Below are 21,472 nucleotides of genomic sequence, written 5' to 3' on the forward strand. Positions count from 1 at the left end.
TTCTGCCGCGGTCAGATCCACGCACCGTATCGGCGCACGAACATCCGCTTCGCCACTTGCGTCACGACGCAGTACCCGACCAACGTGACAATCAGCCACGGGAAGTACGACCACGGCAGCGGCACCAGACCCAGGCCCTGACCGAAGCCGGTGAAAGGCAGGACCAGTCCGAACACGCAGACTGCGGCAGTGGCGAGCACCACCGGGAGTCCGGCCCGGGACTGGACGAACGGAACCCGGCCGGTCCGCAGCAGATGCACGATGAGCGTCTGCGAGATGATCGACTCCACGAACCAGCCGGACTGAAACAGCGCCGCGTGAACCGGTGAGTTCGCCGCGAAGACGAACCACATCAGCGCGTAGGTCGTGATGTCGAAGATCGACGACAACGGACCGATCCGCACCATGAACCTCCCCAGTCCGCGGCTCTCCCACTTGCGCGGACGCGCCAGGTCCTCCGAGTCCGCGCGATCCCACGGCAGAGTGAGCATCGCGAGGTCGTAGGCCAGGTTCTGCACGAGCACCACGATCGGAATCATCGGGATGAACGGGAGCAATGCGCTGGCGACCAGCACCGAGAACATGTTGCCGAAATTCGACGACGCCGTCATCTTGATGTACTTCATGGTGTTCACGAAGGTCCGCCGGCCCTCGATCACTCCCGATTCGAGAACAGTCAGGTCCTTCTCCAGGAGAATGATGTCGGCCGATTCCTTGGCGATGTCGACCGCCGTGTCCACCGAGATTCCGACATCCGCGGTCCGCAGAGCGGGCGCATCGTTGATGCCGTCGCCCAGGAACCCGACGGTGTGTCCCCGCGTCCGCATCGCCTCGACGATCCGCGCCTTCTGCGTGGGGTTCACCTTCGCGAACACACTGGTGCGCTCGGCGAGTTCGGCGAGCTCCTTCAGGGACAGGTCGTCGATTTCGGCGCCGCTCACCACCCGCCGGGCGTCGACGCCGACCTTCCGGCAGACGGTGGCCGCCACCATCGGGTTGTCGCCGGTGATCACCTTCACCGCCACGCCGCGTAGCCGCAGACTGGTGATCGCCGCCGCGGCCGAGTCCTTCGGCGGGTCGAGGAACAGCAGGAACCCGACGAGCGTCATGCTCGCCTCGTCGTCCTTGGTGTACTCATTCTCGGTGAGACCGCCCTCGGGGTGGTCACCGCGTTCTGCGACGACCGACCGGACGGCGACGGCGAGCACGCGCATTCCGAGCGCATTCTGTTCCGCTACCAGATCGTCGAGTTCGGTGCGGCGCTGGACGGTCAGCGGCAGTTCGGTCCCGTCGCGACGTTCGGCGACGCACCTGTCGAGCAGTTCCTCCACGGCCCCCTTGGTGACGATCAGGCGCGACAGTCCGTCGTCCACCACCACCGACAACCGCCGGCGCTCGAAGTCGAACGGAATCTCATCGACGAGGGTGTACTCGCGTTCGATGCGGCGCACGATCCGCGAGCCGGCCGAATCGAGCACCGCATCGTCCAGCAGATTCCGCAGCCCCGTCTGAAAGTGCGCGTTGACCGCCGCGTACCACAGCGGATCGTCACTGTCGTTCCCCGTGACGTCGACGTGCCGCTCCAGAACGATGCGGTCCTCAGTGAGCGTTCCGGTCTTGTCGGTGGCCAGCACATCCATCGCGCCGACGTTCTGGATGCTGCCGAGCCCCTTGACGATCACCTTCCTCCGCGCCATGAAGTTCGCGCCCTTGGCGAGGTTCGCGGTCACGATCAGCGGAAGCATCTCCGGCGTGAGTCCGACGGCGGTCGTGACGCCGAACAGGAATGCGGTGGTCCAATCCTTGGTCAGTCCGTTGATCACGAACACCACCGGCACCATCACCAGCATGAACCGGATCAGCGTGTAGCTGACCTTCTTGATCCCGACGTCGAAGGCGGTCTCCGGTCGCTCACCGACGATAGCCTTCGACATCGAGCCGAAATAGCTGTTCCTTCCCGTTCCGAGGACGACGGCGGTGCCCGATCCCGACACCACGGAAGTGCCCATGAAGGCCAGGTTGGGGGCATCGAGCAGGTCTGCTGCCGTCACCTCGACGACCTGTTCGGCGGTCTTCTCGGCGGGCAATGCCTCGCCGGTGAGCATGGCCTGGTTGATCTGGAGGTCGTTGACCGCGATCAGCCGCACGTCGGCCGGGATCATGTCGCCCGCCGCGAGCCGGACGATGTCTCCCGGCACCAGGTGCTCGACCGGGAGTTCCTCGGTCACCGCGACTCCCCGCCGGTTCCGGGTGACCGCCGCCGTCGTCCGGACCATCGCCTTGAGGTTCTCGGCCGCCCTCCCCGACCGGTACTCCTGCCAGAACCGCAAGATCGCGCTGACCAGGACCATCGCACCGACAGTGACGACGCCGGTGTAGTCACGGCCGCCGGCCGGATCGGCGAAGACTACATCGGTGAACACCATCACGACGGCCAGGAATACGAGGATCGCAATGAAGGGGTTGACGAAGGCGCGAGCGAATTGCACGACCACCGGCGCGGGCCTGTCATGATCGAGTTCATTGGCGCCGTAGCGGAGTCGGCGTGCACCGACCGCCTCGTCGACGAGGCCGTCGAGCGAGGTCGACTGCGCGGAAAGCACCGCGTCTGCGGTGCCGGTGGCGGCGTCGAGCAACGCTTGCACGCGCGTGGAGTCGATGGTGCTGGTCGTGGCCTGCCGGCGCACGTCGGCGCCGGATGGCCGGCTGTCGTGCGAGTGCTCGGCGCGACGGCCGAGCACGTCCAATGGAGTGCTGAAATTCTGCATGAGGATCCCCGGTGATTCGGGCACGACGGAGCCCCGCGCTGCCTGATGCAGCGCGGTTCTCCACGTCAGTGCACGGTGAAAGGAATGGGACGGTGACCCGGGCAGGACCGCTCTCAGCGGCCGTCGCTACGAGAGCCGAGGCCGGTCGGCCTGCGCGGGTACGGCAATCGACTACTTCCGTCGTCGCTCACGGCCGATCACCTCCTCTCGCTCGACATGCACGACGCGCACGAGGAGGCCGGAACCACGGAGATGGATCGACGAACGACTTCCATGTAAGAGCTTCGGCACTGCACGACGTGTCCGTCCGCGGGAGCGGACGGAAGCCACTTCGGGTCAACCCTTAATCCGGGAGGACCTGTCCTAACCTTGGGCGTCTCTCGACGTCGTGAGATCAGTGGCCTGTGTTCGTGCAGGAGCTTCGCCTAACGAAGTGCTTGCCCGACCATTGTGCGTCGCTACACGTGACACCGCAACCCGAGCGGCGCGCCGGAGGCATTGTTCTCGGCGAATCCGGCAGATCCGCGTTTTGAGTTCGGCCCGCTGCTGTGCTGGACTGACTCCGGATTCGGCATATCGTCGCAATTCCATTGCGGGGGAAGGCCGTCGGCCTTCGGTACCGGCACTGCGCCGTGTCGCGGCGTCGGTCGACTACCCGATCGGCACATTCTGGGGAGGATGAATGAAGAGACTTCGTACAGCGGTGATCGCGATCGGCGCTGCCGCCGTCGCGCTGAGCCCGGCCGCGGTCGCGCACGCCGCGCCGGCCGCCACCGTCGGAGGCGGGAGCGGCATCGTCATCGACAATCGGTCGCTGTGCACGGTGACCGCGGTCGGTCACGACCGCGGCGGCAGGCTGGTCGGCCTCACCGCCGGGCACTGCGGCGACGTCGGTGACGCGGTCAGCCTCGAGCGCAACCGCCGGGCCGGCACCATCGGCCGGATCGTCACCAAGAGCAAGGCTGGGACGTCGCCGTCATCCGCCTCGATCCGGCACGCGTCCGCGCGGTCCGCACCGTCGGGCACGCCCGGATCGCCGGTGTCGGCGCCTATCCGCAGCCGTTCAGCAATGTCTGCAAGGCCGGTCGCACCACCGGATTCACCTGCGGTCCCACTCTGCTGGTGAACGGCTCGCGAAGCTACAGCTACGTGTGTTCGGCACCCGGCGACTCGGGCGGGCCGATCATCGAACGCGGACGCGTCGTCGGGATGCTGAACGGCTCGCTGCGTCTGGCCGGCCCCGGCACGTCGATCGCGTGCGTCGATCCGGCACTGCCGGTCTACACGCCGATGGCGGCCACGAAGATGACCGACATTCTGCGGTCGCTCAACGCCAGCGGTCTCGTCGGCGCGGGATTCCGTACAGTCTGACGCCGGAGCCCACCGCCGGAGCGGACCGATTCTCACGGATCGGTCCGCTCTCGCCTTCTCGGCGGGCGCGAGTACTAACGTCGAAGCCGAGGGTGACGCCGAACCGAGGGAGCCGACTGTGCGCACCATGAAGATCAGCACCAACATCTCGGTCGACGACGTCGACCGCGCCAAGTCGTTCTACACCGACTTCCTCGGCTTGCGCGAGGAAGAGTTCAACATGGGCTGGGTCGCCCGCTGCACCGACCCCGATTCCGGCGCGCACGTCCAACTCGTCTCACGCGACAAGACCGCCCCGGTCGATTCGGCACTGTCTGTGCACGCCGACGACGTCGACGCCGCCTACGCCGAGGCACAGGCGGCCGGATACGAGATCGTCTACCCGCTGACCACCGAAGAATGGGGTGTCCGCCGGTTCTTCGTCCGTGCACCCGACGGAACCGTGCTGAACATAGTTCAGCACCATCACTGAACCGGGACCCCGGAAGCGCCGCAACCGCGGATGCTCAGTGCGCGACGGCCTCGCGCAGCAGTTGTTCGAGCGCGCCGTCGAACGCCACGAGCAGCACCGACGACACCCCGGTCGGCGTCGCACGGACCGTCTGCACCGCCGCCGCGGCGGCGTCGTCCTTGGGCCACCCGTACACACCGGCACTGATCAGCGGAAATGCGACGGTCGCCGCCCCCAGCGTGTCGGCCACTTCCAGCGACCTGCGGTAGCACGACTCCAGCAGCGACCGATCCCTCTGTCCCGCTGCGTAATTCGGCCCCACGGTGTGGATCACCCATCGCGCCGGGAGATCGCCCGCGGTGGTGTGTCCGGCATCGCCGGTCGCGAGGCCGTCCGGAAACCGTGCGATGCAGTCACGCAGGATCGCCGGACCGCCGGCGCGATGTATCGCGCCGTCCACACCCCCGCCGCCCCGCATCGCGTTGTTGGCCGCGTTGACGATCGCGTCCACGTCGAGGGTGGTGATGTCCGCGCGCACCACGTCGATGCTCGCCATCGTCTCCTCCGTCTCCTCAGTGTCCTCAGTTCCCGTGTCCTCAGTTCTCCGCGGCGTCCAGCCGGTCCGCGACCTCCTGGGGGAAGCCACCGGTCGCGATGGGCCCCCACCGCTGCGGCGTGATCCGGATCAGGGACTTGTTCTGCAGCCGCATCGCCGCCCGGTACTCGTCCCAGTCCGAGTGCTCACCGGCGATGCTGCGGAAGTAGTCCACGAGGGCGTCCTCGGCCTCGGGCATGTCCAGGACCTCGGCCGTCCCGTCGATCTGCACCCACGCATCGTTGAAGCTCTCCGAGAGCACCAGAACGCTGACGATCGGGTTCCTGCGCGCGTTGGCGGTCTTCGCCCGGCCCGGATACGTCGCGATGACGATCCGGCCCTGATCGTCCACTCCCGCGGTGACCGGTGACATCTGCGCGGTGCCGTCCCGCCGCGTCGTCGAGAGGATCATGTGATGCCGCGATCGGGCGAAGTCGAGGACTTCGGGCAGGGTCACAGAGGTATTGGTTGCGATGGTGCGTGCCATGTCGCCGAGGGTAGTCCGAGCACTGCGCTCCGGACAGGGCTCGGCGATCATCGGTCCGGCGGCGCCGCCACCGTGAGCCCGCCCACGCTCCGGACCCCGCTACCCTGACCCAGTGCAATTCGACGAGATCGTCGCCGTCCGGAGGAGCAATGCTGCCTGGCGACTGCTGAGGGCCGACAACGCGCCGTTGCTGCTGTCGTTCCTGGGACGGGTCTTCGTCGACGACAACGTCCGCGAGATCTCGGAGTCGGCACTGGTCAGCCTGCTCGACGAGGAGTTGTACTCGTTGAACGAGCGGCTCGGCGAGGGAACCTATCCGCGATCGCCGAAGGCCTACCTCGACGAGTGGTCGGCCGCCGATACTGCGTGGCTGCGCAAGTACTACGTGATCGAGAGCGACGAGCCGCACTACGACGCGACCCCGGCGGTCGAGCGCGCCGTGGCCTGGGTCCGGTCGCTGCGCGACCGCGACTTCGTGGGCACCGAGTCACGTCTCAAGACCGTGCTGGAACTACTGCGGCAGATCGTCTACGGCACCACCACCGACGCCGAGGTCCGGCTCGCCGAACTGCGCCGCCGTCGCGCCGAACTCGACGCGGAGATCGAGGCCGCCGAGCGGGGCGAGTTCCAGGTCCTCGACGCCACCAGCCGACGGGAGCGCTACCAGCAGTTCGCCGACATCGCCCGCGCGCTGCTCTCCGACTTCCGTGAGGTGGAGACCAACTTCCGCACCCTCGACCGCCAGATGCGGGAGCGCATCGCCACCTGGCGCGGCACCAAGGGCGAACTGCTCGACGAGATCGTCGGCAGCCGAAACGTCATCAGCGACTCCGACCAGGGCCGCAGCTTCCAGGCCTTCTACGACCTCCTGCTCTCCGCCGACCGACTCGACGAGCTCGACGAACTGGTCCGGCATGCGCAGGGCCTCGACGAGGTCGCCGACTCCGACATCCGGCTCACCAACATCCACCACGACTGGCTCGACGCCGGAACCCGCGCGCAGGACACGGTCCGCCGGCTGTCGGAGCAGCTGCGCCGCTTCCTCGACGACCAGGCGTGGCTCGAGAACCGCCGCGTCATGGACCTGCTGCGGAGCATCGAGTCGTCGGCCTACGCCATCCGCGACCGCCGCGTCGACGACTTCGCCCAGGAGATCGACTCCCCGGCACCGAGCGTGAATCTGCCCCTCGAGCGTCCGCTGTACCGTCCCGCCGCGGCGGTCGAGGTCGCCAGCGAGGGCATCGAGGAGGGCGAGGCTCAGGGGGCCTCGGAAGCGCTGTTCGAGCAGATCCACGTCGACCCCGCGCCGCTGATCGACGGCGTCCGACGGGCGCTGCGCCGCTCCGGCCAGGTCACGCTCGCCGAAGTCCTCGCCGAACGTCCCCTCGAACAGGGGCTCGCCGAACTGGTCACCTATCTGTCTCTCACCGACGACGGCTTCGGGAAGGTCTTCGACGAAAGCGCCGACGAGACGGTCTCGTGGACTGACGAGAGCGGTGGCCGCCGTGTCGCTCGCGTCCCGCGCGTGATCTACACCCGGCCGTCCCCTACCGCGAGCCCCACCGCGGGCCCCACCGTGAATCCGACCGCCGACCCCACCGCCCCCGACCAGGAGACTCGATGAGCCGCCCCGTCCCCCGCGACGAGCTGAACCTCTCGCTCGCGGTCACCTCGCTGATGAAGGGCGTCGTCTACCGCGACACCGCCGAGACCGCCTGGCGCCACGTCCTCGGCCTGGCCGCGCAGGTGAGCGATTACGTCGCCACGCTCGGTCTCACCGTCGTGATCGACGAGGCCGAGGGATATGCCTTCCTGCGGTCCAAGAGCGACGACGAGCTGGCCGACCTCGGGATCGGGCGTCTGGTCGCCCGCCACCAACTGCCGCTGCATCCGTCGTTGCTGCTGGCCCTGTTGCGCAAGAAGCTCGCCGAGCACGACACCTCCGATGCGGGCAACCGTCTGATCGTGACCGGTGCGCAGCTGCGTGAAATGGTCAGCCCCTTCTTCCCCGCCACCACCAACGAAGCTCGGATCGCCGACCAGGCGGACACCGCGATCCGGCGCGTCGTCGAACTCGGCTTCCTGCGCCGCATGCCCGGCCAGGACGGCGAGTACGAGGTCCGGCGGGTCATCAAGGCCTACGTCGACGCCCAGTGGCTGTCGGATCTGGACGCCCACCTGGCCGAGTACGCCGAGATCGCCACCGAGGAGCGACGATGACCGGACTGTTCGCGCCCACCGAACTCGAGAACGCCGATTCGGCACGGTCGGGATTCCGGCTCCAGCGCTTCCAGGTGCTCAACTGGGGCACCTTCGACCAGCGTGTGTGGACGCTGGTGCTCGACGGCCAGAACGGATTGCTCACCGGCGACATCGGGTCCGGCAAGTCGACGCTGGTCGACGCCCTGACCACGCTGCTCCTGCCGGCCCACCGGGTGGCCTACAACAAGGCCGCGGGCGGCGAGTCGCGCGAGCGCGACCTGCGCTCATACGTTCTGGGCTACTACAAGTCCGAGCGCAACGAGGTGACCGGCGCGTCGCGTCCGGTGGCACTGCGCGGGATGTCGAACTATTCGGTGATCCTCGGCGTCTTCCACAACGAAGGCCACGACGAAACGGTCACGCTGGCGCAGGTGTTCTCGATGCGGCACGACAGCGGCCAGCCCGAGCGGTTCTTCACCGTCACCGACCGCGCCCTGGACATCGCCACCGACTTCGCCGACTTCGGCTCCGACCTGCGCGCCCTCCGCAAGCGCCTCAAAGACGGCGACACCCGCATCCACGAGCACTTCCCGGAGTACGGGCGCGATTACCGGCGGGCGCTCGCCATCCGCTCCGAGCAGGCCATGGAACTGTTCCATCAGACCGTGTCGATGAAGGCGGTCGGCAACCTCAACGACTTCGTCCGCGACCACATGCTCGAGCCGTTCGACTCCAGCGGATGGGTCGACACGATGGTCTCGCATTTCGAGGACCTGACCGCCGCCCACGACGCGGTGGTCCTGGCACGCACTCAGCTCGAGGAACTCGGACCGCTGCTCGCCGACGACGACCGCTACCGCCGTCACGTCGAGATGGCCGCCGAGCTCAAGGCCCGGCGCGGCGCCCTGCGCCACTACTTCGCCCAGCAGCGCCACGACCTTCTCGCCGGTGAACTGGAGAACCACAACCGTGACCTCGCGGCCACCCGCGCGGCGCTCGAAGCGGTCGACCGTGATCTGGCCGACCTGCGGATCGGCCTGCGGGAGCTGGAGCTGCGCCAGGCGGGTCTCGGCGGCACCGACATCGCGGCGCTCGAACAGCAGATCGTCGACGCTGCGCGCCAACGCGAGGAACGCGCCGCGGCACACGAGCGGTACACCCGGATGATCGAGGACGCCGGGCTGGCGCCGGTCTCCGACCGCGGACAGTTCGAACAGCGCCGCACCGAGGTCGCGGACGCCGTCGAGGCGCTGGACGCCGAGGCCGCGGAGGTCGACAACGCGCTCAACGAGGTCCGGTACAGCCGCAGGCAGTTGGACGGCGAGGGGCGGCGCGTCGCCGGCGAGATCGCCAGCCTGCGCGGGCGGACCAGCAATATCCCCGAACGCAATCTGCGGATCCGCGAGCTGATCTGCCAGGGCGTCGGCCTTCCGCACGACGAGCTGCCGTTCGTCGGCGAACTCATCGGCGTCCGCGCGGACGAGAGCCGCTGGGAGGGCGCCGCCGAACGGGTGCTGCGCGGCTTCGGCCTGTCCCTGCTGGTCGCCGCCGACCTGTACGACGAGGTCTCGGCATGGATCGACGCGAATCATCTGGGCGGGCGCGTCGTCTACTTCAAGGTGTCCGATCACGTCTCGTCGAAGGGTGCGCCGACGCCGCCGCCGACCGCGCTCGCACACAAGATCGACATCAAGGAGGGACGCTTCGAGACCTGGCTGGAACGCCGGCTGTTCGAGCGGGCCCGGCATGTGTGCGCCGAGACGCTCGAGGAGTTCCGCGCCGCGGACTACGCGGTGACGGTCAACGGGCAGGTCCGCTCCGGCGGCGGGCGGCACGAGAAGGACGATTCCCAGCGGGTCGACGACCGTCGGAACTTCGTCCTCGGCTGGAGCAACGAGCAGAAGATCACCGCGCTCTTCACCGCCGGCCAGCGGGTGCAGGACGACCTCAACCGGGTCGATCAGGAGATCGCCGATCTCGAGGATCGGCGGCGAGCCCTGATGGACCGCCGCAATGCGCTCACCGGTTTGGACGCCTACCCGAGCTTCGATGTCATCGACTGGATGAGTTCGGCGGCCCGGATCGCCGAAATCACCGAGCGCAAGACCGAGCTCGAGCATTCCTCGACCGAACTCGCGGAAGTCACCGACGCCGTCGCCGCCACGCGCGAACAGCTGTCGGCCGCCGACGCGACTCGAGACGGATTGCGCGACAAGGTCTCCCGCCTGGAGATGGCGCGCGATCAAGGAGAGAAGGCGCGCAATGCGGCGCAGGCGGTGCTCGCCGAACCGGAGTTCGCCGAGGCCGAAGCCTACTTCGAAGCGATCGCCGAGGCGGTCCAGGCCTACCGAGCCAAGGTCGACGGCGGTGCCGACCAAGTGCTCACCGTCGCCGAATGCGCAGAGTTGGAGGCGTCGCTGACCGAGAAGCTCACGGACGAATCCGAGCAGCACACGAGCCGTGCGGGAACGTACGAGACGCGTGTGGTGAACCGGATGTCGGAGTTCAACCGCAACCATCCGGTTCTCACCACGGAGTTCGACGCGGACATCGCATCGGCCGACGAGTACCGCGAGTTGCATCGTCGGCTGGCGGAGGACGATCTCCCCCGCTTCGAATCGGAGTTCAAGAACTATCTGAACACCAATGCGATCCGCGACATCGCGATCTTCGCCGCCAAGCTCAACAAAGAAGTCCACCAGATCCACTCGAAGATCGACACGATCAACGAGTCGCTGGCCGGGATCGAGTACAACCCGGGACGCTACATCCGGCTCGACGTGAATCCGACGGCCGCGCAAGACATTCGGGAGTTCCGCGCCGATCTGCGCAAGTGCAGTGACGGTTCCTTCGATTCCGGCGGCGACGATCAGTACGCCGAGGAGAAGTTCCTCCTCGTCAAGGCTCTGGTGGAGCGCTTCCGCGGCCGCGAGGGTTTCACCGACCTCGATCGCAAGTGGACCGAGCAGGTCACGGACGTGCGCAACTGGGTCACCTTCGCGGCGTCGGAGCGATACCTCGACGGCGACGGGGAGTACGAGAACTACACCGACTCCGACGGCAAGTCCGGCGGCCAGAAGGAGAAGCTCGCGTACACGATCCTGGCCGCATCGCTCGCCTATCAGTTCGACCTCAAGTGGGGAGCCACCCGCTCGCGCGATTTCCGTTTCGTGGTGATCGACGAGGCCTTCGGCCGGGGCTCGGACGATTCGGCCCGTTACGCGCTGTCGCTGTTCGCGCGCCTCGGCCTGCAGTTGCTGATCGTCACGCCGCTGACGAAGATCTACACGATCGAACCCTTCGTCTCCGCGGTCGGATACGTGGAGAACCGCGGCGGCAGCTACTCACAGCTCCAGTGCCTCACCATCGAGCAGTACCGCGAGAAGCGTGCGGTGCGGGAGTTGGTGCACGAGGCCTGAGTCGGGAGCCTGCTCAGGTATCGCGCGGTTCCAGTGCGAACCCGATCTTGACGGTGACCTGGAAGTGCGCGATGGCGCCGTCCTCGATGTGGCCGCGGGTCGACACCACCTCGAACCAGTCGAGGTTCTTGACGGTCTCACCCGCCCGGCTGATCGCATTGCGGATGGCGTCGTCGGTGCCGGTGGTCGACGAACCCACGACCTCGATCACGCGGTAGACATTGTCGCCCATGACTCGCTCCTATCGATTGGGGTGCCTCTCCCCTGTCTATCAGTTCCGGCTCGGTCGTCAGCGGGTTTGGGCGTCTGGAACTGGCACGTCCACCCATGTCCGGCCCGCCGGCTCGGCCGTCCCCGCACCCGAGGTCGCCGCCGCGACCACCGCCTCGACGTCGTCGGCCTCGGCCGCGACCACCAGGGTCACGTCGGCGCCGTACTCGGTGTCGATCACCTGCGCGCCCTTCGAGCGGAGCAGCCCCTCGACACGTCCCGCGTCCGCGTGTGCCAGCCGGATCCGCCACAGCGAGCGCGGCTCCCGGCGCACCAGCGGTGCCGTCTGCAATGCCAGCGACACCGCGTCGCCGTACGCGCGGACGAGCCCGCCGGCGCCGAGGAGGGTTCCGCCGAACCAGCGCACCACCACCGCGCAGACATCGCTGAGTCCGGCTCCCACCAGCACGTCGAGCATCGGGCCGCCGGCGGTGCCCGACGGCTCGCCGTCGTCGTTGGTGCGGGTCGTCTCGCCTCTGGCTCCCAGCACGAATGCCGAGCAGTGGTGCCGCGCGTCGCGGTGAGCGCGCCTCTGCTCGGCGATCAGTTCGCGGGCCGCGGCTTCGGAGTCCACGCGGCGCACCACGGCGAGGAACTTCGAGCGCTTCACATCGAGCGTCGCGACGGCGTCCGGCCCGCCGGCGAGCGTGAGATGACCGGTCGGGCCGGCGTCGGGTGCTGTCCGGGGCGGCCGAGTGTCCATGGGTTCATCTTGCCGTACCACCGGCAACGATCGCCGCGAGCGCGAACTCATCTGATCCCGAAGATCTTCACGAACATCGGCGTATCGAGCAGGGTGTGCGGTGCAATGGCGTGGTAGGCCCACAGATGCGTCCACGCGTTGGCGCTGCGGATGGTGATGAAGGTCTTGAACATCCCCGGACCGGTGTAGAAGAGGAACAGGTACAGCACTGAGACGAGTGCGTCCGACGGCGAGGCGAAGTTGGTCCATCCGTCGAAGAAGTGCAGGGTCGCATACGTCAGACCGCCGAGCACCACCGTCGCGGGCACCGACCCGGTCAGCTTCAGGTACCGCGGCGTCAGGATGCAGTAGATGAAGACCATCGTCGGCAGAGCTGTGCCCGCCAACCCCAGCACGAGGGTCAGCGGGGCGCCCAGCAGTGCCTGATGCGCGGGCAGTCCGAGGATCGACGACGATCCCGCCACCGCCAACTGCACGGCCGACTCGATGAGCAGGACCACGACGATCAGCAGGAGGTCGGCACGGCGGTCGGACGACGTCAGACTCAGTTGCTCGGAGGTGTACCGCCGCCGGAAGACGATCAGCGGCACCACGGCGAACACGATGAGGTTGTACAACGCCCAGCTCAGCGTCTCCGGAATCGTCACGGGCTGGTCGGTGCGGATCACCATGCCGTCGAGGTGGAAGCTGAAGGCGTGCCAGCCGAAGGCGCGCCCGAGCAGGAAGCCGCCGACCATGCCCGCGACGCCGTAGCCGAGCGTCGCGGCCACCTCGGCGCGCGCCCTGGTCCGCTCGGGTGCCCGCGTCGCGATGTCGGGCACCCTCCGATGGCGCGTGAGCAGATGCACGACGACCATCAGCGCGAAGACCTCGAGATACATCAGGTCGGTGCCGATCACCTTCTGGGCGGTGGGCGGTTCGGCGAGTTCGCTCGCGTGCAGCGGCAGATGCCGTCCGGCCACCGCGATCAGCACCGCGTTGATCACCAACCATCCGGCAGCCGCGAGCCAGACGGCGCGACCGGGCCGTCGCCTCCGCCGTGATGCGGAGCGGCGGTCGAGGACCAGGTCTCGCGTGCCAGCCATACTAGAATCATACGCTCGTATCATACGAGTGTATAGATACTCGGCTACACTGTTCTCATGTCCGACGCCTCCGTCCGCGACCGCATCCTCGACACCCTGCTGCGGCTGGCCGCCGAACGCGGCGCCGAGGGCGTCACCGTGCGGGAAGTCGCCTCCGCCGCCGCGGTGTCGATCGGCACCGTGCAGTACTACTGCCACTCCAAAGAACAGATGCTGACGATGGCCTTCGACGAAGTGAACCGGCGGATCGCCGCCCGGGTCGACGCGATCGAGTACGACGGGCCGGTCGGTGCCGTGTTGCGACGCGCCCTCCTCGAGTTCCTCCCCCTCGACGACGTGCGCCGCCGCGAAGCGGCGGTGTACCTCGCGTTCAGCACGCGAGCGGTGGTGGAGCCGACCCTCGCTGCCATCCGCCACGACCTCATCACCGAACAGCATCGGCTCTGCGCCGACGCCTTCCGGCTCGCGCAGCGACGCGGCCAGGACGTGACGGTCTTCGACGCCGATCAAGCCGCCTGGACCACCGTCGCTCTGATCGACGGACTCCTGCTGAATCTGTTGAGCGATCCGCGGGGGCTGTCGGCGGCCGGCGCGATCGAGGCGGTCGACCGCCATCTCGGTGCCCTCACCCAGATCTGACCGGCGCCACGATCGGCATTCTCAATCAGCTCGAACGCGATGACACACCGGTTCATCCGCCCGCTCGGTGGCGCGGCCGGCGTTCTCGCACCCTCAGAACTGGGGCTCACCCCACTCCGTCCCCCACACCGTCCCGCACTCCGTCACCGAAGCCCCCGTCGGCACCACAGCCTCCACGACCTCACGAGCTCGACGATTCGCCGCCCGCCGCCGCATCCGGTACTGATGCTTGGCCTCCACTCGCGTACGCGGTCGTTCCGGTGCAACACCGGCGTGTCCGGATCCTGGGCGTGTCGGCGCCGGGTGTCTGCAAGTGAGGTGGCCGAGCTCCGGCAGGAGCCGCATGTTCAACGCCCGCTGACGTACCGTGAACCCCTCCGGCGTGGTGACCTCTGTCCAGATCACACCGTTCGCGTCCACGACCTGATCGTCGACCCATCCGCCGACGAAGGTCTTCAGACCATGATGGAAGCGGCACTTCGGATTCAGGTTGCACACGCACGTCGGGCCGCCGGCACTCGGATCGGTGTGGTTGAACTCGCACACGTGATCCAGATCCGACTTCCACGCCGCCCTCTCGCATCCCGGCCACGAGCAGGTACCGAACAGACCCCGCACCGCCGCGTCCACCGCCGCCGTCGGACGATAGGCGTTGCCTCGCTGCGCCTGGTGATCGACGAGCTCGCCGAGATCCACCTCTCGCCGAACCGCGTCCGGTCGAGCCGCCAGCTCCCGCACGTGCTCGGCCGAGATCGGGCCGTAGCCGTCCAGATGGGCCGGGGTGTCGGACTCCCCTCCGAGAGTCTCCTTGCGAACCACAACGTGCAGCACCACCCGTGCGCACCGCGACGCAATCGCCTCCGTCGACAATTCGGCGGTGCAATCGTCCCGACCGCACTCGCACACGAAGTCGGTCCCCGCCAGACGCGCGACGGCTGCCGCCGACCGACGCTCACCGCGAGTCCGCGGATCGTGCGAGCACACTCCGGCGATCACCGCGTCCAGCACGTCTTTCACGACCATCGCGTCCTCGGTCGAGGCCGTCACGATCACCTCGGACACGCCCTCGCCGAGCGGGTTCACCCGCACCTGCTTGGCGAGCTTCACCTGCTCGCGGGTCAGCGTCACCGCATCCGGATCATGTTCAGCCACAATCGAACTCACCAGAGCCTCCACCCGGCCAGCCGACAGCTTGCCCACCACGGACAGCGTGTGCGCGATCTCGGCGTCGATGAACGCCAGCAGATCCGCATCGTCGACCAGCGCCGTCTGCTCGACCACCCGACGAAACCACGCCGGGCAGATCAGCCCGTCACGCATCAACCGGCCCACCGCCGGAATCCGCTCCATGCACGCCACCGCGGCCTCCACGAAATGCTCAGCCGTGCACTGCCGCACGCCTGCCGCCGTCGCATACGACGCCGCGACCTGGCACAGCGGATCGTAGAGCCGTGTGTACACGTCGGCACCCGACTCGACACCGCCGGCCGGGCCATCGGACTCGGCCTGCTTCGCTAGCAGCAGTGCGTACACCGCTTCGTAGCGGTGCCACAACACCAGCCCCTGATAGCAGTCCGCTCGCGCCGCGAACCCGAGCAGAGCAGAACGATCGGCCCGCGAGGTGCAGTCCGCCGACTCTCCCGTACCTCCCGGACGACCGATCCGAATCACGATCGCACTCTCGTCGACCACCACCGACGAGACCGCCGACGCGGATCCCGAATCACCTCTGACCTTGATGTTCATTGATCCCCCTCCGTTCGAATCGAACTTGCATTCGATGTTATCCGGAGGGTCTGACATGAATGATCGCGAGAACTTCCGCCAACCCTGAGCGGACCGCCATGTGTAGATCGAGGATCCGGATTGTCGTAGGCCCGTGCTTGTCTGTCACGTTGCCGCATGGGCGGGGACGTGCCGTTCGTCGGCGCCACTACGTGTGAAGGACCAACATGCCCCCTCGCGCAACGATTCTCAACGGAAACCCCGACTCGCCGGTCCTGCTTCATGTCGCCCGCCGTGCTCAGCTCGCACGGCCGCACTCCATCGCACCGTCGATCCCACTCGAGTCCCTGGACGCCGCAACCGAATCGGTGGCCAAGTGCGCGCGGACGCACGCTGCGGTTCGCCCGCACCTGATCGTGAACGACCTCTCTCCGCTACCAGAAGCCGCACGCCTGCCCGGTGATGCAGACCCGATCGACCACATCCAGCCCTACGCCTGGCTGGTGACCGATCTGATCGAAGAGCGGTTGACCGCGACCGGCTGCGCCGTGATCGTCGACATTTGTTCGTACCCGAACGAGTCGACTCCGCTCGAGGATCAGCAGCAGACACACCCCGAGGTCTGTCGCGGCATCGACTTTTCGCACACTCCGACAGCGCTTCTCGATGCGGCGGTCACCGCATTCGGCGAGTTGGCCTCCGCCGGACCCGACGTACCGCAGCCGCGGCGATACGTGCCCCAGGCACAGTATGGAAACGACCAGCGTGTCCAGGCAGTCACGGTGGCGATCCGCAATGACGTCCTGCTCGACGGACACTTCGCGGTCAACCCGGAGTCGGTCGAGCGGCTGGGCCGGGCGATCGGCGAAGTGATCGGGGCACGCATCTGCGCGGCGCTGCCGCACCCCTGCGATCCGGTCCCGCCAATCTCATGACCGGGCGGTGGTTAGCCAACGGCAGGGCGACCTAGGTTCTGTTACGAAAGTCGTCTGAGCCAGTGATTGATGCTTGCGATTTCGATGGTGGCGGCGAAGCGGACGGCGAGTTTGTCGTAGCGGGTTGCGCAGGCTCGGTGTTGTTTTAGCTGGTTGATGCCATATTCGACGGCATGGCGGTCCTTGTATCGCTCGGAGTCGAACGCGGGTGGGCGTCCGCCGACCGATCCTCGTCGTTTGCGGTGTCGGTGTTGGTCGGACGGTTGAGCGATCGTGGCCTTGATGTGGTGGGTTCGCAGCCAGGTCCGGTTGGCCTTCGATGAGTAGGCCTTGTCCGCGAGGACCCGGTCGGGGCGAGACCGTGGTCGGCCGGGACCGGCGCGGCAGACTCGGATTCCTTCCAGGACGGGAATCATCTCGGGGCTGTCGCCGCACTGGCCGGCGGTCAGGAGGAAGGAGAGCACTCCGCGGTGCTGATCAATCGCGACATGGGTCTTTGTCGACCAGCCGCCGCGGGATCGTCCGAGCGCGTGATCGGACGGTTCGTCGGGCACCTTCTCGAGGCTGTCGGCGCGAGCGCCTGCGGCGTGCGCATGAGCTCTGGACGTCATCGAATCAACGCTGACCTGCCACGACAGTCGATCTGAGGCGGCAGCATTGGCGCGTAGTTCGGCATCGATTCGTGCCCAGATTCCGGCGACCTGCCATTGAGTGAACAAGGCGTACACCCGCCACCACGGGCCGTAACGGTCTGGAACGTCGCGCCACGGACAGCCGATGCGAGTTCGGTAGCGGACCCCGTCGATCAGCGCTCGCAGACAATACTGGCGGGGTCGACCGCGTCTGGGCGGGGTGGGAAGGTGCGGCTCGAGAACCGTCCACTGCCTGTCGGTCAGGTCATGGCGCGCTGATGCCGATACGGTGGCCATGGGAGGCCTCCCTGCGAGCGTTGATGATTAGACACCAACTGCGTTAGCGCGGAGGCCTCCCGTCATGCTCGCGGACACGCCGACGCCACACCAGCCACTTTCGTAACAGAACCTAGGTCGTGTCTGACAATGTGCGGGGCCAGGCGATCACGGCATTGAGGACGACCGCTGCTCGATAGTTGACGGCGTGCTTGTCGTAGCGAGTGGCGATGCCGCGCCACTGCTTGGTCACTACACACAGATCTTTGTCAGACACGCCCTAGCCGATGCCTCACACTTTCGGCCGTTCGGTCGACACCTGTCACTGTCTGTCAGCAGGCTTTCGGTACCCGACCTGTCAGACCCTCGTCGTACCGTGCGAACCATGACAGACAGTCGCGAGGCGCAGCCCGCCGAGTCTCGCGGCAGCGCTCAACTCGTGTGAGGGGAACCCAAATGAACGACTACCACCACACCCTGGCCGCACTCGGACTCTGCGTGTCCGTGCGGATCCCGGTGATCTTGTGGGGTAACCCCGGCGAAGGCAAGACGTCCATGATCGAGTCTGCCGCCGCGGACGGCTGGCACGTGGAGACGGTGATCCTCAGCCAGAGCGAACCGTCGGATCTCGCGGGACTGCCAGTGGTCGGACCGGACGGATCCGTGGTGCTGGCACCACCGGCCTGGGCGCAGCGACTCGCTGATCGCGACGGTCCTTCCATCTGCTTCTTCGACGAGTTCACTACTGCGCCACCGTCACTGCAGGCAGCCGCGCTCCGGGTGCTCACCCACGGACAGGTCGGCACTCTGCAGCTTCCGGACACCGTCGCGTTCGTCGCAGCGGCGAATCCGATCGACGTGTCCGCCGCCGGGTGGGATCTCGCCGCCCCGACCTCGTCGCGGTTCGTCCATCTCGACTACGCAATGACGGTCGACATCTTCGCCGGCGGCGCGGTCGCCGGGAACTGGCCGCCTCTGCCGACGTGGGAGCTACCGGCCGACCACCGGACGGTCATCGCGTTGGAGATGGCCCAGATCGCCGGTTTTCTCCGTGCTCGCCCCAATCAGCTGAGCGTGATTCCACAGGATCACGCAACACGGTCGCGGGCGTTCCCCACCCCTCGGACGTGGGAGTTCGCGGGCCGACTGTCGGCCCTGGCTGCGGCACTGCAACTGCCCGATGAGGTGACAGCACTGCTCGTCGCGGGCGCCATCGGCGATGCCACCGCGCACGAGTACCTGTCGTGGCGGGCCAACCTCGACCTGCCAGACCCGGAAGACCTCTTGGACGGTGCGGTGGACGTCAGCTTCTCGCAGTGGAGGCCCGATCGGGTCTATGTGGTCCTGCAGTCATTGGTCGCCGCGCTCGACACCCGGAACACCTCCGACCGGTGGACTGCGGCCATGAAGCTGTGCTGCCAGGCGGCGGACGAGTCCGGCCTCGATGCCGCGATCCCCGCCGTCCGCACTCTGGTGGCACCGGATCGGAGACCGCCGGGCGCCCCGGTCCCGTCGTCGATCTCCGTATTCGCACCAGCGCTCCAGGCCGCCGGGCTGCTGCGATGACGGTCGACCTCAGCAGCCTCACCGCTGCGCGACTCTGGATCATCAGCGCACCGCCGGATCGATCGTCTTCATCGGACGCTCCCCGCGGCCAGGCCTATCTGTCCCGCGCTCTGTTCAGCCTGTGCACGGTCCACACCGACGCGGTGCCCAGTCTGTCCGTCGACGAGGGATGGCGGCTGTACGTGAACCCGGATTGGCTGGCGACGACCGACGTGCCGACCATCGGTCGCGAACTGGCGCACGTGCTGTGGCACCTGCTGAACAATCATGCGGAGCGGGCCCGTGCGTGCGGCGTCACTGATGAGTCGGCCGAGCGCTGGCATCTCGCCGCTGACATGGCGATCCAGGATCTGACAGCCTCCTCCGGTCTCGCCCCCGACCACCTGCCCGAACCGCTGACGAGCGACGATGGCCACTGTCCGTCGGCCGAGGAACTGTTCGCCGGTCTCCTCGGCGACGAGCGGTGCGACGGTTCGGCCGACGGCAACGCCGATCGCGATCACACGGACTGCGGCAGCGGCGCGGACGGCATTCCGCGGAACTACGAGCCCGCCGTCAGCGCCGAACTGCCGGTCCTCAGCCGTCTCGAGGCAATGGCGGTGCGGCATGACGTCGCACTCGGTGTCGGTGGCGCCCATCCCGGGACGCGATGTTCGGGTGCCTTGCAACGGTGGGCCGATAGCATTGCGACGCCGCGTGTTCCGTGGCAGCAAGTGCTCGCCGGGACAGTCCGGCGGTCAGTCACGACCGTCGCCGGTCGCGGCGACTACACCTATCGGCGACCATCGCGGCGCTCGTCGTCCACACCCGGCGTCGTGCTGCCGAGCCAACAGCGTCCCGTACCCCAGGTCGCCGTCGTCGTCGACACCTCCGGAAGCATGGACCACCGGATGCTCGGACGGGCCCTCGTTGAGCTCGACCGCATCCTCGAGACGCTTCAGATGGGCGAGAACGGGCTCCAGGTATTCACGGTCGACACCGCCGCCTACGAGATGTCGCGTGTCCGGCGCGCAGTGGACGTCGACCTGCTCGGCGGTGGCGGCACCGATATGACAGTCGGGATCGCCGCGGCGGCGATGCAGCGTCCACGTCCTGAACTCGTCGTCGTGTTCACCGACGGCTACACCCCTTGGCCTGCGGCACCAGTTCCGGGGATGACCGTCCTCGCAGCGCTCATCGGCCCCGATCACCACAGTCTTCCGACGACTCCCGACTGGATCGTCCGCGTCGAATGCGTCGGCGATGAGTGACGACGCCGACGACTTCCGTCTCCCGCGGGCCTGCACGGTCGAGTTCCCCTGCACCATCGACGGCACCGCATCGCATCCGGTCACGATCGAGCCGGACTGGTCATTCGACAACCACCACGATCCGGCGGACCTCGTCGCCGTGGCACTCGGCGCCGGGCGTCCGGCCTGCGACGACCTGCCGACGATTCTCCGGCAGGCCCGCCGGATCGCCGCCTACCGTTCGGGCGACGTGCCGCTGCCGATCGTCTGGAACGGCACCGATGCCCGGATCGACGATGACGCGGTGGTCGCGATGGTCAACCCGCGTCCCGCGCTGTACTCGCGCGTGCGAACGATGGCCGGTGGACCCGACCCGTTCGCCACCGTCGCGGCGGCCGCCTCCTATCTGCGCTCCCCGCGCAGTGCGAGACAACACCGACCGTTGGTCGCAGCGGTGCTCGCGGGGCTGGCTCAACGCGGCGTGCTGCCACGACCGGCCGAGGACGACGCGACGACCCTCATCGATTCCTTCATGCACGAGCAGTCGATCACCGATCGACTCCGTGCCGAACGACCCCGCACTGCTGACCTGTCCGAGGCCGCGGTCCTGCGCGCGCGTGCCGCACTCGCCACGGCATCCGCCACGAGGACGCACCGCGTCGGCGACACGACGCTCACCTGCGCGACTGCCGACAATCGTCTGGTCGGTATCCTCGAACGCACCGCGGTCGACGCCGAGCCGGTTCCGGTCGCCGTCGTGAACAGCGGAATGTCGTCGGAGTACTCCCTGTTCACCGGCGGACGGACCATCGGCCCCAGCCTGCTCGACCAGAGCTTGAGTCGACTGGGCACCGAGATGATTCGCAGAACCGCCGCACTCCTCGACGCGTCCGCCCTCGGCCTCACCGTCGAAACGTGCTGCGGCGCTGCCGAAGGCGCCCGCTGGCGTCTCCAGGCCGCACTGTCGTCTGCGCCGTGGTCGATCCGATCGGACCGGCTTGCGCTCCTCATCGTCGCGAGCCGCCTCGGCCTGCTCGACACACTCGGCGGCGGCCCGACCGTCGCCGAACTCGCGCTCGAGGTCTGGCGACGACAGCTTCCGGACGAGTGGAATTGATC

The 21,472-nt window shown here is 67.6% G+C and carries 19 protein-coding genes and 1 riboswitch; of the genes, 11 read left to right on the forward strand and 8 right to left on the reverse strand.

The window, feature by feature from the left end:
• Window positions 1-11: 11 nt before the first annotated feature.
• Window positions 12-2,768 carry a magnesium-translocating P-type ATPase gene (gene mgtA, locus ACZ5QD_RS08050; RefSeq protein ID WP_464367206.1) on the reverse strand — a complete coding sequence of 919 codons (2,757 nt, stop codon included), beginning with the start codon at window positions 2,766-2,768 and terminating at the stop codon, window positions 12-14.
• 262 nt (window positions 2,769-3,030) lie between these two features.
• Window positions 3,031-3,208: riboswitch (M-box (ykoK) riboswitch) on the reverse strand.
• A 242-nt stretch (window positions 3,209-3,450) separates the two neighbouring features.
• On the opposite strand from mgtA, the gene ACZ5QD_RS08055 reads away from it, so the two are divergent.
• The 3 genes from ACZ5QD_RS08055 to ACZ5QD_RS08065 all read left to right on the forward strand — a co-directional run bounded on the left by ACZ5QD_RS08055 (window position 3,451) and on the right by ACZ5QD_RS08065 (window position 4,611).
• Complete coding sequence (locus ACZ5QD_RS08055) at window positions 3,451-3,894, forward strand: hypothetical protein (protein ID WP_464367207.1); 444 nt, start codon at window positions 3,451-3,453, stop codon at window positions 3,892-3,894.
• The gene (locus ACZ5QD_RS08060; RefSeq protein WP_464367208.1) at window positions 3,891-4,139 is read left to right on the forward strand and encodes a hypothetical protein; all 249 of its coding nucleotides are present in this window, start codon (window positions 3,891-3,893) and stop codon (window positions 4,137-4,139) included. Before ACZ5QD_RS08055 ends, ACZ5QD_RS08060 begins: the two co-directional genes overlap by 4 nt.
• Window positions 4,140-4,266: 127 nt before the next feature.
• Window positions 4,267-4,611 carry a VOC family protein gene (locus ACZ5QD_RS08065; protein ID WP_260868801.1) on the forward strand — a complete coding sequence of 115 codons (345 nt, stop codon included), beginning with the start codon at window positions 4,267-4,269 and terminating at the stop codon, window positions 4,609-4,611.
• Window positions 4,612-4,645: 34 nt separating this feature from the next.
• Here the strand turns inward: ACZ5QD_RS08065 and ACZ5QD_RS08070 are convergent, their stop codons facing one another.
• Both ACZ5QD_RS08070 and ACZ5QD_RS08075 read right to left on the reverse strand, forming a co-directional pair.
• Window positions 4,646-5,146 (reverse strand): O-acetyl-ADP-ribose deacetylase, encoded by a 501-nt coding sequence (locus ACZ5QD_RS08070; protein ID WP_006897829.1) that lies wholly within the window; start codon window positions 5,144-5,146, stop codon window positions 4,646-4,648.
• Window positions 5,147-5,186: 40 nt separating this feature from the next.
• The gene (locus tag ACZ5QD_RS08075; RefSeq protein ID WP_062366583.1) at window positions 5,187-5,672 is read right to left on the reverse strand and encodes a PPOX class F420-dependent oxidoreductase; all 486 of its coding nucleotides are present in this window, start codon (window positions 5,670-5,672) and stop codon (window positions 5,187-5,189) included.
• Window positions 5,673-5,784: 112 nt separating this feature from the next.
• Here ACZ5QD_RS08075 and ACZ5QD_RS08080 point away from each other — a divergent pair, with 112 nt between their 5' ends.
• Genes ACZ5QD_RS08080 through ACZ5QD_RS08090 form a run of 3 tightly spaced genes read left to right on the forward strand, consistent with a single transcriptional unit; the run spans window position 5,785 to window position 11,293 of the window.
• Window positions 5,785-7,296 carry a DUF3375 domain-containing protein gene (locus ACZ5QD_RS08080; RefSeq protein ID WP_006897831.1) on the forward strand — a complete coding sequence of 504 codons (1,512 nt, stop codon included), beginning with the start codon at window positions 5,785-5,787 and terminating at the stop codon, window positions 7,294-7,296.
• Complete coding sequence (locus ACZ5QD_RS08085; RefSeq protein ID WP_006897832.1) at window positions 7,293-7,892, forward strand: DUF4194 domain-containing protein; 600 nt, start codon at window positions 7,293-7,295, stop codon at window positions 7,890-7,892. The genes ACZ5QD_RS08080 and ACZ5QD_RS08085 overlap by 4 nt, the downstream gene beginning before the upstream one ends.
• Window positions 7,889-11,293 carry an ATP-binding protein gene (locus tag ACZ5QD_RS08090; protein WP_006897833.1) on the forward strand — a complete coding sequence of 1,135 codons (3,405 nt, stop codon included), beginning with the start codon at window positions 7,889-7,891 and terminating at the stop codon, window positions 11,291-11,293. Before ACZ5QD_RS08085 ends, ACZ5QD_RS08090 begins: the two co-directional genes overlap by 4 nt.
• A gap of 13 nt (window positions 11,294-11,306) precedes the next feature.
• On the opposite strand, the gene ACZ5QD_RS08095 is transcribed toward ACZ5QD_RS08090, so the two are convergent.
• From ACZ5QD_RS08095 to ACZ5QD_RS08105, 3 genes are read right to left on the reverse strand one after another with little or no spacing between them, the layout of a single operon-like run.
• Entirely contained in the window at window positions 11,307-11,525 is a 219-nt protein-coding gene (locus ACZ5QD_RS08095; protein WP_006897834.1) for a dodecin, read from the reverse strand.
• A 57-nt stretch (window positions 11,526-11,582) separates the two neighbouring features.
• Window positions 11,583-12,266: an IMPACT family protein gene (locus ACZ5QD_RS08100; protein ID WP_006897835.1), complete on the reverse strand. Its 684-nt coding sequence runs from the start codon at window positions 12,264-12,266 to the stop codon at window positions 11,583-11,585.
• 47 nt (window positions 12,267-12,313) lie between these two features.
• Window positions 12,314-13,351 (reverse strand): hypothetical protein, encoded by a 1,038-nt coding sequence (locus tag ACZ5QD_RS08105; RefSeq protein WP_081598149.1) that lies wholly within the window; start codon window positions 13,349-13,351, stop codon window positions 12,314-12,316.
• A gap of 57 nt (window positions 13,352-13,408) precedes the next feature.
• On the opposite strand from ACZ5QD_RS08105, the gene ACZ5QD_RS08110 reads away from it, so the two are divergent.
• The gene (locus ACZ5QD_RS08110) at window positions 13,409-13,990 is read left to right on the forward strand and encodes a TetR/AcrR family transcriptional regulator (RefSeq protein WP_006897837.1); all 582 of its coding nucleotides are present in this window, start codon (window positions 13,409-13,411) and stop codon (window positions 13,988-13,990) included.
• A gap of 93 nt (window positions 13,991-14,083) precedes the next feature.
• Here ACZ5QD_RS08110 and ACZ5QD_RS08115 read toward each other — a convergent pair whose 3' ends face one another.
• Complete coding sequence (locus tag ACZ5QD_RS08115; RefSeq protein WP_006897838.1) at window positions 14,084-15,736, reverse strand: DUF222 domain-containing protein; 1,653 nt, start codon at window positions 15,734-15,736, stop codon at window positions 14,084-14,086.
• Between the two features lie 206 nt (window positions 15,737-15,942).
• Between ACZ5QD_RS08115 and ACZ5QD_RS08120 the strand changes: the two genes are divergently transcribed.
• Window positions 15,943-16,650 carry an N-formylglutamate amidohydrolase gene (locus tag ACZ5QD_RS08120; RefSeq protein WP_433820944.1) on the forward strand — a complete coding sequence of 236 codons (708 nt, stop codon included), beginning with the start codon at window positions 15,943-15,945 and terminating at the stop codon, window positions 16,648-16,650.
• Between the two features lie 41 nt (window positions 16,651-16,691).
• Here ACZ5QD_RS08120 and ACZ5QD_RS08125 read toward each other — a convergent pair whose 3' ends face one another.
• Entirely contained in the window at window positions 16,692-17,579 is an 888-nt protein-coding gene (locus ACZ5QD_RS08125; protein WP_464367209.1) for an IS5 family transposase, read from the reverse strand.
• 435 nt (window positions 17,580-18,014) lie between these two features.
• Here ACZ5QD_RS08125 and ACZ5QD_RS08130 point away from each other — a divergent pair, with 435 nt between their 5' ends.
• The 3 genes from ACZ5QD_RS08130 to ACZ5QD_RS08140 are packed head-to-tail and all read left to right on the forward strand — an operon-like array spanning window position 18,015 to window position 21,470.
• Window positions 18,015-19,124 (forward strand): AAA family ATPase, encoded by a 1,110-nt coding sequence (locus ACZ5QD_RS08130; RefSeq protein WP_433821828.1) that lies wholly within the window; start codon window positions 18,015-18,017, stop codon window positions 19,122-19,124.
• The gene (locus tag ACZ5QD_RS08135) at window positions 19,121-20,374 is read left to right on the forward strand and encodes a vWA domain-containing protein (protein ID WP_464367210.1); all 1,254 of its coding nucleotides are present in this window, start codon (window positions 19,121-19,123) and stop codon (window positions 20,372-20,374) included. Before ACZ5QD_RS08130 ends, ACZ5QD_RS08135 begins: the two co-directional genes overlap by 4 nt.
• Window positions 20,367-21,470, forward strand: a complete 1,104-nt coding sequence (locus ACZ5QD_RS08140; RefSeq protein WP_433821826.1) for a hypothetical protein — start codon at window positions 20,367-20,369, stop codon at window positions 21,468-21,470. The genes ACZ5QD_RS08135 and ACZ5QD_RS08140 overlap by 8 nt, the downstream gene beginning before the upstream one ends.
• The last annotated feature ends 2 nt before the right edge of the window (window positions 21,471-21,472 follow it).

This window comes from Gordonia sp. J1A, from assembly GCF_055393515.1.